The organism is Nonomuraea jabiensis, assembly GCF_014204795.1.
GTDB lineage: Bacteria > Actinomycetota > Actinomycetes > Streptosporangiales > Streptosporangiaceae > Nonomuraea > Nonomuraea jabiensis.
The window spans coordinates 12,534,694-12,548,796 of record NZ_JACHMB010000001.1 but is presented as its reverse complement, the minus strand read 5'-3'; the positions used below and the strand labels follow the sequence as shown (position 1 = coordinate 12,548,796).

Genomic DNA, 14,103 nt, shown 5'->3' with positions numbered 1-14,103 from the left:
CGTGGGACATTTCTCCTCTGGAGTTCGCAGGAGGAACTGTGGTCACCGAGCTGAGGAGCCATGCGTAGCGTGCGTATCGGAGTGGACACCGGAGGAACGTTCACCGACGTGGTCGCGGTGGACGAGGAGACCGGCGAGATCCTCACCACCAAGACCCCCTCGACGCCCGCCAACCCGGCGGACGGGTTCGTCGCGGGCATGGAGAAGCTCGGTGCCCTCGACATCGGGTCGATCGTCCACGGCACCACGGTGGCCACGAACCAGCTGCTCGAGGACCGGATCTCCAACCTCGGCTTCATCACGACCGAGGGCTTCGAGTACGTCCTGGAGATCGCCAGGCAGAGCGTGCCCGACGGCTACGGCAACTCCTACTTCTGGGTCAAACCGCCCAGGATCGTTCCGGTGCACCTGGTGAAGACCGTCGGGGGGCGGCTCGACCACCTGGGGCAGGAGGTGTGGCCGTTCTCGGAGGAGCAGGCCGTGGAGGTGGCCCGCTGGTTCCGGGCCAAGGGGATCAACGCCATCGGCGTCTGCTTCCTGCACTCCTACGCCAACCCCGAGCACGAGCGCCGCATGCGCGAGGTGCTCTGGCGCGAGCACCCGGAGGCGGTGATCTCGCTGTCGAGCGACGTGCTGCGCGAGTACCGCGAGTACGAGCGCTCGGTGACCACGCTGGTGGACGCCGCCGTCAAGCCCGCCATGCGCGGCTACCTCGCGAGCCTGTCCAACCGCCTCGGCAAGCCGTTCTCCGTCATGAAGTCCAACGGCGGCATCCTGTCGGCCCGCGAGGTCGTCAACCAGCCGATCACCACCGTCCTGTCGGGCCCGGCAGCGGGCGCGCTCGGCGCGGCGCTCATCGCCTCCACGGCGGGGCACCCGTCGGTGATCACGCTGGACGGCGGCGGCACCTCGACCGACGTGGCCGTGGTGATCGACGGCGAGCCCTCGATCACCACCGAGGGCTCCGTGGGCCGCTACCCGTGCAAGATCCCGATGATCGACATCATCACCGTCGGCGCGGGCGGCGGCTCGATCGCGTGGATCTCGCCCGAGGGCACGCTCAAGGTCGGCCCCCGGTCCGCGGGCGCCGACCCCGGCCCCATCTGCTACGGCAGGGGCGGGACGGAGGTGACGGTCACCGACGCGCACGTGTTCCTCGGCCGGATCCCGCCCCACCTGCTCGGCGGCGAGATCCCGCTGGACGCCGACGCGGCGCGCGGCGGCATCGAGGCGCTGGCCGACAAGCTCGGCCTCACCCCCGAGCGCACGGCGACGGGCATCCTGGAGATCAGCGCGTTCAACCAAAGCAACGCGATCAGGCAGCTCACCGTCAAGCGCGGGCTGGACGTGCGTGACTTCCCGCTGGTGACGTTCGGCGGGTCGGGGCCGCTGCTGGCGTGCCGGCTGATCGACATCCTCGGCCTGCCGGCCGTGATCGTCCCGCGCGACCCCGGGAACGTCTCGGCGTTCGGCCTGCTGACGGTGGACGTCAAGAACGACTACGTCCGTACGTACGTCACCCGCGACCTCTCGCTCGGCAAGGCCGTCGAGATCTTCCACGACCTGGAGCATCAGGCGGGCGAGGCGCTCGACCGCGAGGGCTTCGACGACCCGGTCTACCAGCGCAGCGCCGACCTGCGCTACTACGGCCAGGCGTACGAGGTGCGCGTGCCGGCCCCGGCGGGCGAGATCGACGAGGACTGGCAGGCCGAGGTGGTCGACCGCTTCCACACGGCCCACGAGAAGCTGTACGGGTACGCCTACCGGGACGATCCCCGCCACGGCGTCGAATGGGTGAACCTGCGCGTCTCCGGCATCGGCCCCATCACCCGCCCGGCCATCCGCCGCTTGGACAAGGCCGGCGAGGGCGCCACCTCGGTGCGTCCGGTGCATTTCGACGAGACCCGCGACACCGCGATCCACCAGCGCTCCGCCCTCGGCCCCGGCGCCACGGTCACCGGCCCGGCCGTGATCGAGGAGTACGGCTCGACGATCCCGATCCACCCAGGCTTCACCGCGAAGGTGGACGAGTACGGAAATGTGGAGGTGCGTCGTGACTGATCCGATCTTGGTGGAGATCGTCGAGGGCACGCTGGCGTCCGTCGAGAAGGAGGTCGAGACGGCCATCGCCCGTACGGCCCGCTCGCCGATGATCCGCGACGCGCACGACTTCCGCGCGGGCATCCACGACGTACGGCTGCGCAAGCTCACCGGCCGCTCCTACAGCGCGCTCGTCCAGCCGGTGGTGCGCGACTTCCCGGTCGAGACGATGAAGCCCGGCGACGTGTACTTCCACAACGACGTCTACCTCTCCGAGGGCGGCATCGGCCACCTGCCCGACCTGTGCGTGACCGTGCCCGTCTTCCACGAGGGCGCCGTCGTGGCGTTCGTGCAGGCGTTCGGCCACCACGACGACATCGGCGGGTCCGTGCCCGGCTCCATGCCCTCGCACGCCCGGTCGGCGTACGAGGAGGGCCTGATGGTGCCGCCGATCAAGCTGTGGGACCAGGGCGTGCCGAACGAGGCCGCGCTGCGCATCATGACCCGCAACTCCCGCATGCCCGACTCGCTGGCCGGCGACCTCGACGCCGAGTGCTCGGCCTGCCTGATGGGGGCGCGGCGGCTGGGCGAGCTGTTCGACCGGTACGGCAGGCAGGCCGTCGAGGAGTGCTTCGACGCGATCATCTCCAAGACCACCGAGACGTTCCGCAGGGAGCTGCTGTCCAAGATCCCCGAGGGGACGTACGTGTGGGAGGACTACGCCGAGCACGACGGCGTGGACGAGCCCCGCCTGCACGCCCAGCGGATCACCCTGACGGTCGACCACGCCGCCGACTCCCCGCTCACCATCGACTTCACCGGCACGTCGCCGCAGGCCAAGGGGCCGATCAACCACGCGGGCGACTACGCCGACGGCGTCTTCCTGAAGAAGTGGCTGGCCCCGGTGCTGCGCAACCTGGCCGACACGCCCGAGCGGATGGCCGAGCTGGACGTCAACGAGGGCGTCGTGCCCCTCATCAAGATGATCTTCCCGGAGAAGGGCACCCTGCTCACCCCGGTCTTCCCGGCCCCCACGAACGCCCGCACGTTCGTCATCCTGCGCCTGCTCGGCGTGCTCGCCGGCGTGCTGGCCAAGGCCACGGGCGGCCGCATGCCCGCCGACCAGGAGACCATCCGCTACACCGGCGTGTACGGCACGGACGCCGACGACCAGCCGTACCTCATGCGCGAGGTCCTGGGCGGCGGCTCGGGCGGGCGCTGGTACGCCGACGGCGAGGACACCATCCACGTGGTGCCCGACTCGCGCAACATCCCGGTGGAGTTCGCCGAGGCGCGCTGGCCGTTCCGGGTGGAGCGGCTGGCGCTGGCCTGCGACTCCGGCGGGCCCGGCATGTTCAGGGGCGGGCTGGGCTACGACAAGCACATAAGGATGCTCAGGGACGCCTCCTACATGTCGATCGCCGACCGCTCGATCCTGTCCTGCTGGGGCGTCAACGGCGGCCTCGCGGGGCGGCCGTTCCGGGTGGAGATCGCGGGCAAGGAGATGGAGGGTCTGGTCGACGACCATCCGGTGCAGGCCGGTGAGCTGATCCGGATCCGTACGACCGGGGGCGGAGGCTGGGGCTCCCCGTACGACCGCGACCCCCGGGCGGTGGCCGCCGACGTGCGGGACGGCAAGGTGTCGATCGCGGGCGCGCTGGGCGACTACGGCGTGGTGCTCGACGGCGACCGCATCGACGAGCAGGGCACCGCCGAGCTGCGCGCCCGCCTGCGGCCTCCGGGCGACCGCTTCTTCGACCGCGGGCCCGGGTACGCGAAGCTGTCGGGCGGACGCGCGTACGCCGAGGTGGACGAGCTCTAGGGAGATGCCGTCGTGCGTGTTGTCCTCGCCGGGCTGGCCACCAGCCGGGTGGGGGTGCGGGAGGTGCGGGTGTGCGGGTCCTTCGGGGGTGACGGTGCGCGGGGCGCTTGCGGGCGCGGTGGGGTGGGCGGCGACGAGCGGGGTGCCTGCCCGCCGCGCAGGCGCCCCAGGGGCTGGGGTCAGAGGGTCAGGCGGTAGAGGGTCAGGGGGCGGCCGCTGGTGCCGCTGGTGAGGTTGCCGGTGCGCTCCGCCAGGCCCGCGAGCTCCAGCCGATGGAGCATCCGCCGGGCCGTGCGCTGCTGGACCGCCAGCCGTTCGGCGATCTCGCGGGTCGTCAGCGGCTCGTCCCCCGCCGCCGCCCGCGCCTCCAGGAGCTTCTCCAGCGTCGGCACCGACAGGCCGACGCGGCGGGCGAGGACCGACAGGTTCTGCGCCCCCGTGGGCGCCGGGGTGACCGACTCCAGGACGATGTCCGTGTCCGCCCGCAGCGACAGGACCGCGGCCACCTCGCCGATCCGGCGGGCCCTGGCCAGGGCGCGGCGGGCCAGGCTCTCGGCCTCCGCCGCGCTGCGGCCCAGGCCGAAGCCGACGCGTACGACGTCGTTCTGGCCGGCCAGACGCGCCAGCATGGGCAGCCCGGTGAAGCCGCCCGTGGCGTCGTGGAGCGGGCCGCGGGTCGTCACCAGCAGGTGCGTGCCGCCGCGGAAGGCCGCCAGGGTGCCGCCCAGCGCCGTGGCCTCGCGCAGCAGGCCCTCCTCGTTGGCCACCTCGACGAGCCCGATCGCGATCTGGGCGTCCTCCTGCGCCTGCCCCTCGGCGGTCAGCATGAGCTGGCGCAGCGCCACCCGTACCGAATGGACGGAGGGCACCAGGCGCAGCACGTGGAGCTCGTCGCGCAGGGCCTCGTGCACGGAGCTCAGGCAGGTGATCACCGCGTGCGCGGGCCCCTTCCGGTGGAAGGCGACGGCCTTCTTGGAGGTCACCTCCGGCCGGTACGGCAGCGTGCGCAGATCGGCGGTGGGCAGCCCGGCCTCGGCGAACGTGGCCTGGACGTCGGCGGCCGACAGCGTGTCGATCGACAGCCGGGTGATGTCCTGGCCCTCGTGCTGGAGGCGTACGAGGGCGCTGAGCAGCGTCGCGCCCGAGTAGTCGACGAACGCCGCCGGGCGGGTGAGCGCGTCGGCGTCACGCGAGAGCATGTAGGGCACTATGCCGGTGAACAGCCACCCCTCCACGGAGGAGGCGTGCGCCTCGACGATCGCGGGCGCCTGAGACTCGTGGTCGTAGTCGAGGCGCAGCGTGCTGACGCCCGGCTGCTCCTCGCAGACCGCCGCGACGTCGTCGACCAGGTCGTGCGGGCCGACGACCCCGATGACGATTCCCACCCACGCCTCCCCCTCGCTATTTTCGGTCTAGACCGCAATCGTATCTTGTGAGGTGCCGGTGCCGGTGCGGTGCCGGTGAAGTTCCCGTCCGTGACTCCTCCGCTCCCTGAAGGGAGCGGCTTCTCGCTAAGCCGCTTGCGCAGCCTCGCGAAGGGCAAGCCCTGCCCTCAAGATGTTGGTCGCCGCGTTCACGTCGGCGTGCGCCTCGTGCCCGCACGCCGTACATCGGAAGACGGCTTGGGTGACGCGGTTGTCCTTCGCGCAGTGCCCGCAGCGCGAGCACGTACGGGAGGTGTTGGCCGGGTTCACCGCGATCAGCTGTCGACCGGCGCTTTCAGCCTTGTGCGACAGGATCGTCAAGAACGCGGACCAACCCGCGTCGAGAATGCTCTTGTTCAGCCCGGATTTAGCCGCTTGCCTGTTAGGCAGGTAGCCGCCTTCGCCGTCCGGTTTCGGCGCGGCACGCCGGGTCATGCCCGCCACGTTCAGCGTTTCGTGCACGATCACGTCGTAGCCGCCAACCAGCGCGAGCGCGGCCTTGTGCGCCGCATCAAGGCGTTGCCGCCGCACCTTGGCGTGCAGGGCCGCCACCCGTGCGACGGCCTTCCGGCGCCGCTTCGATCCTCGTTTCCTACGGGCGAGCTCCCGCTGGGCCGCTGCCAGGCGGCTCGCGGAGGTGGCGAGGTGGCGCTGGTTGTCGAGATGGTCACCGTCGCTGGTCGTGGCCAGCCAGGCGACACCCATGTCAACACCCGCGACCGCGCCCGTGGCGGGAAGGGGGTGTGCGGGCACCTCATCGCACGACAGCACGACGAACCAGCGGGCGCCTTCCCGCTTGACGCTGATCGTCTTGACGATGCCCAGCACCCGGCGGTGCTGGTAGACCCGGACATGCCCGATGCCCTGCAACCGCACGTAGGTCGCTGTCGGGTGCTCGGGTTGGGAGTCCCACCGGCAGCCGTCGCCGTCCTTGGGCCACTCGACCGTGTCGAACCGGCCCCGGCCCTTGAAACGCGGGAATCCTGGCGTGCGGCCTGCTTTGACGCGGTCGAAGAACGCCCGGTACGCCTTGTCCAGCCTGCGCAGCGTGGCCTGCTGGGAGGAGAACGACCATCGGCCCTGACCGTTCGGGTCGTCGGTGCGGATGTGCTTCAGCTCGGCCGACTGCTCGCCGTAACGCACCGTCACCCCGGCTTTGCGGTAGGCCGTACGGCGGTGTTCGAGAGCGGCGTTGTACAGCTCCCGGTGATCTTCTAGGCACTGGGCGAGCGCGGCGGCCTGCTTTGCGGTGGGGCGCAGCAGGAACGTGAATGATCTGCGCACACCCCACCCCCGCGTTCGGTAACGAGACCACCACGGTATCGGCCGGCACCGACAAACCCGGAAGGACATCTGTGACCCGCGCACCTGACAGGTCAAGGCACGCTCGGGCCTTGGCGGCCCTCCCGCTCCCGATTCCCCCATCGCCTGAAGACGACGGTTCCCTCGGGGGACTCTGAGGGAGCGGCGGAGTCACGGGCCCGCTCAACGACCTGGCCGCCCGGCACGGCCTCGGGGTCGTCGAGGACGCCGCCCAGGCGCACGGCGCCACGTACCGGGACCGTCCCGTGGGCGGTCTGGGCGACGCGGGGGTCTACAGCTTCCAGGCGAGCAAGGCGATGACCGCCGGCGAGGGCGGCCTGATCGTCTGCCGCGACCAGGACGTGCACGACCGCGTCTGGTCGGCCTGCAACGTCGGCCGCGCGCCCGGCGGCCGCTGGTACGGCCACCCGTCCGTCGGCTGGAACCTGCGCCTCACCGAGATCCAGGCGGCGCTCCTGCTGCCCTGGCTGGACCGCCTCGACGAGGAGATCGAGCGCAGGAACGCCTTCTGCGCCGCCCTGGAGCGCGAGCTGGCGCACGTCCCCGAGGTGACCGTGGTGCCGCGGCCGGAGGGCACGACGCGCGACTCGCGCCACCTGCTCATGCTGCGCCTGGACGCCGGGGTGGACCGGGACTTCGTGCTGGCCGCCATGGCCGCGGAGGGGGTGCCGCTCGACGCCGGCTACCCGCCGCTCGGCACGATGGCCGCCCTCACCGCCGAGGGCGCCCGCGTCGAGCCGTGCCCGGGGGCCGAGGAGGCCGCCAGGACCGTGGTGTGGCTACGCCAGGCCATGCTCATGGACGCCCCGGAGGCGGCCGGCGACGTGGCCGAGGCCCTGGCGAAGGTGCTCACCGACTAGTTCCTCGGCCGGATCCCGCGTCCCGGTGGGCGGCGCGACGGGATCCGGCCCGGACCGGGGCGGAGTCGGACAGAGGGGCCCGTGACACGATGTCGGGATGGGACCGACGCGGATCATGGCGGTGCGGCACGGGGAGAGCGAGGCCAACCTCGCGCACCGGGAGGCCGGGTCGGCGCCCCTGGTCTACGAGCGCGGGGACGACGAGGTCACGCTGACGGACCTGGGCCGGGCGCAGGCGGCCGCGTTCGGGCGGTCACTGGCGGGCCTGCCCGCCGCCGAGGTCCCCGAGGTGGTGTGGTGCTCGCCCTACCTCCGGGCGCTCGACACGTGGCGGGTGGCCCTGCGGGCGTGGGGCGCCGGCCCGCTCCCGCTCACCGTGGACAGGCGGCTCAGGGACCAGGAGGCGGGGGCGTTCGCACATTACAACCTTGCCGCGATCAGGGAGCGCTTCCCCGAGGAGCTGGCGCGGCGGGAGGCCGAGGGCGCCTACGCCTTCCGGCCGCCCGGCGGCGAGTCGCTGGCCGACGTCGTGGTGCGGCTGCGTGACCTGCTCGCCGACCTGCGCGAACGCGCTGCCGGGCGGCGGGTGCTGATCGTCGCCCACGACTCGGTGGTGCTGGGGCTGCGCCACGTCCTCGCGGGCGGCCCGGACGCGGACCTGGCCGCGGTCCTGAAGTTCGCGCCGGTGCTGAACGCCTCCGTCTCCGTCTGGGACGACTCCGGGCTCGTCCGGTTCAACGACATCGGCCACCTCTAGCCGGTCTCGGCGGCGTCGCCCGTCTCCGATCAGCCGGTCTCGGCGAGGTCGCCCGTCCCCAGCCGGTCTAGCCGGTCTAGCCGGTCTAGCCGGTCTCGACGATCAGGTCGGCGCGGTCGCGGGTCCGGTCATCGGCGAACCACTTCTCCTCGGCCGCGAACCACTCCAGCCACCGCGGCTCCAGCTCGGCCCCGTCCCGCTCCATGACCCGCGCGAAACGCAGCGCCCGCGGCGCGTCCATCCAGACGGTGAAGGCCAGCAGGCGGGCGATCGAGGCGCGGGCGGTGCCGACGCCCTCGATGACCAGGGCCGGCGCGACCGGGACCGCCACGTGCTCGGCGTACTCGCCGCGCACCCAGTCGTACCTGCGGAAACCCCCAGGCAGGCCGTCCCGGAGCGGGGCCAGCACCTGCGACTCCAGCGCGTGGAACCAGCCGCCGGGCCCGTCCTCCCACGGCACGGGGAAGTCGTCGCTGTGGATCACCTGGCACCCGAGCGCCGCCCCCAGCCGCCCCGCGTACGTCGTCTTGCCCGCCCCCGCCGGCCCGTCCACGGCCACCAGCCGGACGGGGCCGCAGGAGGGGCGCAGGGTCATGATGCGATCGGCCAGGTGGTTCACCGGACCCAGGGTAGAAGACGGGGTGTGGGCTACTGAGAGAATGTTCTTTCGCCCCGGATTGCAAGCAGGAGGTTGATCTTGCTCGGACCCCTCGGTGACATCGTCGTGCTCGATCTGTCCAGGGCCCTGGCCGGGCCGCACGCGGCGCAGATGCTGGGTGACCTGGGCGCTCGGGTGATCAAGGTGGAGCATCCGGACGGGGGCGACGAGTCGCGCGGGTGGGGACCGCCGTTCGTCGGGCCGGATCACGAAATATCGACTTATTTCCTGGCAGCCAACCGCAACAAGCAGTCCATCGCCGTCGACCTCAAGTCCGCCGGCGGCAAGCAGCTCATCGAGCGCCTCGTCCGCCAGAGCGACGTCCTGATCGAGAACTTCCGCACCGGCGTGCTCGACCGCCTGGGCTTCTCCGTCGAGCGCCTCCACGAGCTCAACCCCCGCCTGGTCATCCTGTCGATCACCGGCTTCGGCCACGACGGCCCGGAGGGCGGGCGGCCCGGCTACGACCAGATTGCCCAGGGCGAGGCCGGCCTGATGTCGCTGACCGGGCCGTCGCCCGACGAGCCCTACCGCGTCGGCGCCTCCATCGCCGACCTGCTGGCCGGCATCCACGGCGCGTACGGCGTCGCCGGCGCCCTCTACGAGCGCGAGCGCACCGGCAAGGGCCGCGTCGTGCGCACCTCGCTGCTGGCCGCGATCACCGGCGTGCACGCCTACCACGGCACCGCCTGGACGGTCGGCGGCAAGGTGCCGGTGGCCGGCGGCAACCACCACGCCTCCATCGCCCCCTACGGCGCCTTCCGCTGCGCCGACGGCATGCTGCAGATCGCCGCGGCCAACGACGGCCAGTGGAAGAAGGTCGCCGCGCTCCTCGGCATCGACCCCGGCGCCGCGAAATACGCCACCAACAGGGACAGGTTCGCGCACCGGGACGAGCTGATCGCGGACATGGAGAAGGCCCTGGCGGCCCACGACCGCGCCCACTGGCTGGCCAGGCTGGGTGAGGAGGGCGTGCCCGCGGGCGCGATCAGGACGCTGGACGAGGTCTACGCCTGGGACCAGACCCGCTCGCAGGGGCTGGTCGTCGAGGTGGAGCACCCGGTGCTGGGCACGATCGAGCTGCCCGGGCCGCCGCTGCGCTTCGACGGTCTGGAGGGGTTCGAGCACACCGCGCCGCCCGCCCTCGGCCAGGACGGCGACGCCGTGCTCGCCTGGCTCGAAGAGCGTGAACGATGATCCGCATTTCGCGGCACCGGACGATCGCTTCATGCGTCAACATTGCAAGGCTGGCCGACATTTAGGGAGCGATAGTGAGCCGTCCGGACGCGCGCACACTGATCGAAACGATCCTCGACCGGGGGTCGTGGAAGTCGTGGGACGCGCCGCCCGCCGACCCCGCGCAGCCCGGCTCCCCCTATGCCGACGAGCTGGCCGCGGCCCGCGCCAAGTCCGGCTACGACGAGTCGGTCATCACCGGCGAAGGGCTGCTCGGCGGCCGCAGGGTGGCCGTGGTGGCCTGCGAGTTCTCGTTCATGGCGGGCTCGATCGGGGTGGCGGCGGCCGAGCGGTTCACGGCCGCCGTCGAGCGGGCCACCCGCGAGCGGCTGCCGGTGCTGGCCGCGCCCGCGTCGGGCGGCACGCGCATGCAGGAGGGCGCGCTCGCGTTCGTCCAGATGGTGAAGATCACCACCGCGATCCAGCTGCACCGCGGCGAGGGCCTGCCCTACCTGGTCTACCTGCGGCATCCGACGACGGGCGGGGTGTTCGCCTCGTGGGGGTCGCTCGGGCACGTCACGGCGGCCGAGCCGGGGGCGCTGATCGGGTTCATGGGGCCGCGGGTGTTCGAGTCGCTGCACGGCTACCCGTTCCCCGACGGCGTGCAGGTCGCCGAGAACCTCCACCGCAAGGGCCTGATCGACGCGGTGGTCCCGGCCGAGGAGGCGCGGGAGGTCGCGATCAGGGCGCTCAGCGTGCTCGCCGACGACAGGTCCCGGGTGGCGGCGGGCACGCCTCCGGAGGAGGACCTGCGGCCCGTGGAGGCGTGGGAGGCCATCACCCGCTCGCGCCGCGACGACCGGCCCGGCGTGCGTACGCTGCTCAAGCTCGCCGCCACCGACGTGACCCCGCTCAGCGGCAGCGGGGAGGGCGAGAACGAGCCGGGGCTGCTGCTCGCGCTGGCCAGGTTCGGCACGGCGCCGGCGGTGGTGCTCGGCCAGGACCGGCGGGTCCAGCGGACCAACTCGCCCCTCGGCCCGGCCGGGCTCAGGGTGGCCCGGCGCGGCATGCGGCTGGCGGCCGAGCTGGGCCTGCCGCTGATCACGGTGATCGACACGGCCGGGGCCGACCTGTCCAAGGCGGCCGAGGAGGGCGGGCTGGCCGCCGAGATCGCCCGCTGCCTGGCCGAGCTGGTGATGCTCGACGCGCCGACCGTGTGCCTGCTGCTCGGGGAGGGGGCGGGCGGGGCGGCGCTGGCGCTGCTGCCCGCCGACCGGGTGCTCTGCGCCCAGCACGCCTGGCTGTCGCCGCTGCCGCCGGAGGGCGCCTCGGCCATCCTCTACCGTTCGGTGGACTTCGCGCCCGAGATCGCCCAGGCCCAGCGCATCCGCGCCACCGACCTGCGCCGCGACGGCATCGTGGACCGGGTCGTCCCGGAGGTGCCGGACGCCGCCTACGAGCCGCGCCAGTTCTGCGAGCGGGTGGGGCGGGCGCTGGAGTACGAGATCGCCAACTTGCTGGAGCTGAGCCCGGCGGACCGTTTCGCGGCCCGCCGGGCCCGCTTCCGCAACCTCGGCTAGAACTTCGGGGCGCCCCGCTTGGGCAGCTCGTACCGCCACAGCTCCTTGCCGCCGGCGTCGTAGCCCGTGAGGGCGACGATGTCGCTGCGGTTCTTGGGGGCTCCCTTGGGGGTCGGGGCCGCGAACAACGTCACGTTCTGCCCCCATGTGTCCGGGACAGCCTCGGCCGTCCCGGAGGCGCCGCCCTTCATGCGCAGCTCCACCTTGGCCGTGCCCGCGGTCGCGTAGCCGTACCAGGCCGTTTCGCCGCTGATCCACTGGACCGGCCGCGCGGCGTCGAGCAGGTCGCTCAGCCGCGCGCCGGGCAGCGGCCCCGGCAGCGCCGGCACTATCTCGCCGTTCTCCCAGAAGGCCGCGCAGCCCGGCACGAGCAGCGCCGTGATGCCCGCCGGCAGGGTCTGGGGGGAGGCCTCGGACCTCGCGGCCTGCTTCGCGCAGCTCTTGCTGTAGTTCGGGACCTGCTTGTCCGGCCTGCCCTTCGCCTTCACGACGAAGCCCCCGACCTCGGTGCCGCGCGGGACGCTGACGTGCCAGACCGAGTACGGGGCGCCCTTGCCGCGCAGGAACGAGGCGCGCACCCGCCGCCCGTCGAGGAGCACCGCTTCGACCGACTCCCAGTCCGCGAGGGCCGGGCCGAAGTAGATGTCGGCGCCGGGGTCCGGCAGGTAGGTGGTCGCCTGCTGGAAGGGGTAGGAGTTCTGCGCGAAGCTGATGAAGCAGCCGGTCATGCCCTGGTCGGTCGGGCCGGGCCCGCCGGTGTAGCAGAACCCGTCCCCGCCGTCGGACCTCCGGGTGAACCAGATGCGCACCGGGCGGCCGGAGCCTTCGGTGCCCGGGAGGTTCATCACCTCGCCGGCGACCTTGTCGGGCTCGGACGGCTCCTTCCTGGCCGGCTCGTCCTGGCTCCAGACCTGCTTGCCCGACGCGTCGTAGGCGGTGACGCGGCGGCCCTCGGCCCGGTCGTCGGACGGGCTCATGGCGGCGAACAGCGTGACGCCCAGGTTCCAGGGGTCGGGCCTGGTCACGACGCTCGCCGTGCTCCCGCCGCCGAACGAGACCTCGATCCTGGCGACGTCCTTGCGGGCGAGGCCGATGATCATGTCCCGTCGTCCGCTGATGGTCACTGCCTGGTCCGTCGCGGAGGGCACCTGCGAGGCGAGTTCGGCGCCGTGCCGCGACCAGGTCAGCCGCGTCCCCTCCTTCGTCCGGTACGGCTGGACGGAGATGCCCTGGGACAGCTCCATGGGCGCGCTCATGGGCTGCCCGTCCGGCAGGAACAGGCCGTCGCGGGACCACCACCCGAGCCCCTTGCCCTGGACGTCCGAGATCCGGATCTTGGACATGGGCTCCTGGGACGGATACGTCACGGTCCACAGCCGGTAGGGCGCGCCGTCCAGGCTCCGCACCGTGCCCTGGAACTCCTGCCCGCCCTTCGTCACCCCGGCCACCGCGCCCACGTCCTGGAGGGCCAGCCCCCAGTCCATCGCGGTCCCCGCGCCGTCCCGCAGCGTGCTGCCCACGTACCAGGCGTCCGCGTTCCGCCACTCGACGGCTTCGACGCAGGCCCCGTACGGCTCGCCGGCGGCCCGCTCGACGATGTAGCAGACCTCGGGATAGCCCAGCTTCCCTCTGGCGAACCAGATCCGCAGCGGCTTGCCCTCGGAGGGGTTGTCGACGGACGCCTCCTTGCCGAGAGGCGTGCGTTCCTTCATGAGGTGCTGGTAGATCCCGGTCGGGTCGATCGCGGTGTTCCTGCCCAGGCCCCCGTTGAGCAGCACAGGAACGAACACCGTCAGCAGTGCCACCGGCAGCGCGGCCAGCAGCCACCGGGCCGGTCGGCGCCGCGGCCGGCGCTCCATGATGCGCGCCCACGCGTGCGGGTCGGGCTCGTAGGCCCGGGCGCGGGCGTCGAACGCGGCTCGAAGGCGCTCTTCCAGGTCGTTCACGCGTCCTCCTCCTTCAGCGCCTTGCCCAGGGCCGCCAGGCCCCGGCTCGCGTGCGTCTTGACCGATCCGGGCGAGACGCCCATGGCGTCGGCGATCTCGCGCTCCGACAGGTCCAGCCAGTAGCGCAGGACGAGGGCCTCGCGCTGGCGGCGCGGCAGCCGGTCCACGGCGGCCAGCAGCTCGCGGTGCTCCTCGGAGGTGAGCACGGCGTGCTCGCTGCTGCGCTCCGGTTCAGGAGGGTCGGGGCGGCGCAGTCGTACGAGGCTGAGGTGGCGCAGGCGGTTGCGCGTCAGGTTGCAGACGGTCGCGCGCAGGTAGGCCACGGCGGCCCCGTCGTCGCGCAACCGCCTGGTGTGCAGCCGGGCGAACGCCTCCTGGGCGATGTCCTCAGGATCGTCCGCGCCGAGCAGCCCGGCCAGGCGTACCAGGGAGTGGTACTGGGCCGCGAACAGGTCGGCGAACGACGGCTGCGCCATGGTCGCTGTTTCGGTCACGCCATAGAGACACCCGGAACGGC

Annotated in this window: 11 protein-coding genes; 6 read left to right on the top strand and 5 right to left on the bottom strand. The window is 72.5% G+C overall.

The genetic code is table 11. The features are described from left to right. Window positions 1-60: 60 nt before the first annotated feature. Together HD596_RS57185 and HD596_RS57180 are read left to right on the top strand one after the other, a co-directional pair. Window positions 61-2,061 carry a hydantoinase/oxoprolinase family protein gene (locus HD596_RS57185; RefSeq protein ID WP_185077709.1) on the top strand — a complete coding sequence of 667 codons (2,001 nt, stop codon included), beginning with the start codon at window positions 61-63 and terminating at the stop codon, window positions 2,059-2,061. After that, window positions 2,054-3,862, top strand: a complete 1,809-nt coding sequence (locus HD596_RS57180; protein ID WP_313047403.1) for a hydantoinase B/oxoprolinase family protein — start codon at window positions 2,054-2,056, stop codon at window positions 3,860-3,862. Before HD596_RS57185 ends, HD596_RS57180 begins: the two co-directional genes overlap by 8 nt. Window positions 3,863-4,041: 179 nt before the next feature. Here HD596_RS57180 and HD596_RS57175 read toward each other — a convergent pair whose 3' ends face one another. Together HD596_RS57175 and HD596_RS57170 are read right to left on the bottom strand one after the other, a co-directional pair. Next, complete coding sequence (locus HD596_RS57175) at window positions 4,042-5,247, bottom strand: hypothetical protein (protein WP_313047400.1); 1,206 nt, start codon at window positions 5,245-5,247, stop codon at window positions 4,042-4,044. Between the two features lie 126 nt (window positions 5,248-5,373). Further along, entirely contained in the window at window positions 5,374-6,570 is a 1,197-nt protein-coding gene (locus HD596_RS57170) for an RNA-guided endonuclease InsQ/TnpB family protein (RefSeq protein WP_185077707.1), read from the bottom strand. 209 nt (window positions 6,571-6,779) lie between these two features. Here HD596_RS57170 and HD596_RS57165 point away from each other — a divergent pair, with 209 nt between their 5' ends. Beyond that, window positions 6,780-7,469 (top strand): DegT/DnrJ/EryC1/StrS family aminotransferase, encoded by a 690-nt coding sequence (locus tag HD596_RS57165; protein WP_185079394.1) that lies wholly within the window; start codon window positions 6,780-6,782, stop codon window positions 7,467-7,469. A 97-nt stretch (window positions 7,470-7,566) separates the two neighbouring features. After that, window positions 7,567-8,226 carry a histidine phosphatase family protein gene (locus HD596_RS57160; RefSeq protein ID WP_185077706.1) on the top strand — a complete coding sequence of 220 codons (660 nt, stop codon included), beginning with the start codon at window positions 7,567-7,569 and terminating at the stop codon, window positions 8,224-8,226. Window positions 8,227-8,311: 85 nt separating this feature from the next. Here the strand turns inward: HD596_RS57160 and HD596_RS57155 are convergent, their stop codons facing one another. Continuing rightward, window positions 8,312-8,845, bottom strand: a complete 534-nt coding sequence (locus tag HD596_RS57155; protein ID WP_185077705.1) for a uridine kinase family protein — start codon at window positions 8,843-8,845, stop codon at window positions 8,312-8,314. Window positions 8,846-8,923: 78 nt separating this feature from the next. Between HD596_RS57155 and HD596_RS57150 the strand changes: the two genes are divergently transcribed. Beyond that, the gene (locus HD596_RS57150) at window positions 8,924-10,081 is read left to right on the top strand and encodes a CaiB/BaiF CoA transferase family protein (protein WP_185077704.1); all 1,158 of its coding nucleotides are present in this window, start codon (window positions 8,924-8,926) and stop codon (window positions 10,079-10,081) included. A 74-nt stretch (window positions 10,082-10,155) separates the two neighbouring features. Next, the gene (locus tag HD596_RS57145; protein ID WP_185077703.1) at window positions 10,156-11,640 is read left to right on the top strand and encodes a carboxyl transferase domain-containing protein; all 1,485 of its coding nucleotides are present in this window, start codon (window positions 10,156-10,158) and stop codon (window positions 11,638-11,640) included. Here HD596_RS57145 and HD596_RS57140 read toward each other — a convergent pair. Continuing rightward, complete coding sequence (locus tag HD596_RS57140; protein WP_185077702.1) at window positions 11,637-13,586, bottom strand: hypothetical protein; 1,950 nt, start codon at window positions 13,584-13,586, stop codon at window positions 11,637-11,639. The genes HD596_RS57145 and HD596_RS57140 overlap by 4 nt on opposite strands. Continuing rightward, a complete protein-coding gene (locus HD596_RS57135) occupies window positions 13,583-14,080 on the bottom strand; it encodes a SigE family RNA polymerase sigma factor (protein ID WP_313047397.1) in 498 nt (165 codons plus the stop codon). Before HD596_RS57135 ends, HD596_RS57140 begins: the two co-directional genes overlap by 4 nt. Window positions 14,081-14,103 lie beyond the last annotated feature (23 nt).

Bases quoted from the DNA above. Each gene is read 5' to 3' on its own strand.
- HD596_RS57185 (WP_185077709.1), top strand. From the start codon at position 61: ATGCGTAGCGTGCGTATCGGAGTGGACACCGGAGGAACGTTCACCGAC.
- HD596_RS57160 (WP_185077706.1), top strand. From the start codon at position 7,567: ATGGGACCGACGCGGATCATGGCGGTGCGGCACGGGGAGAGCGAGGCC.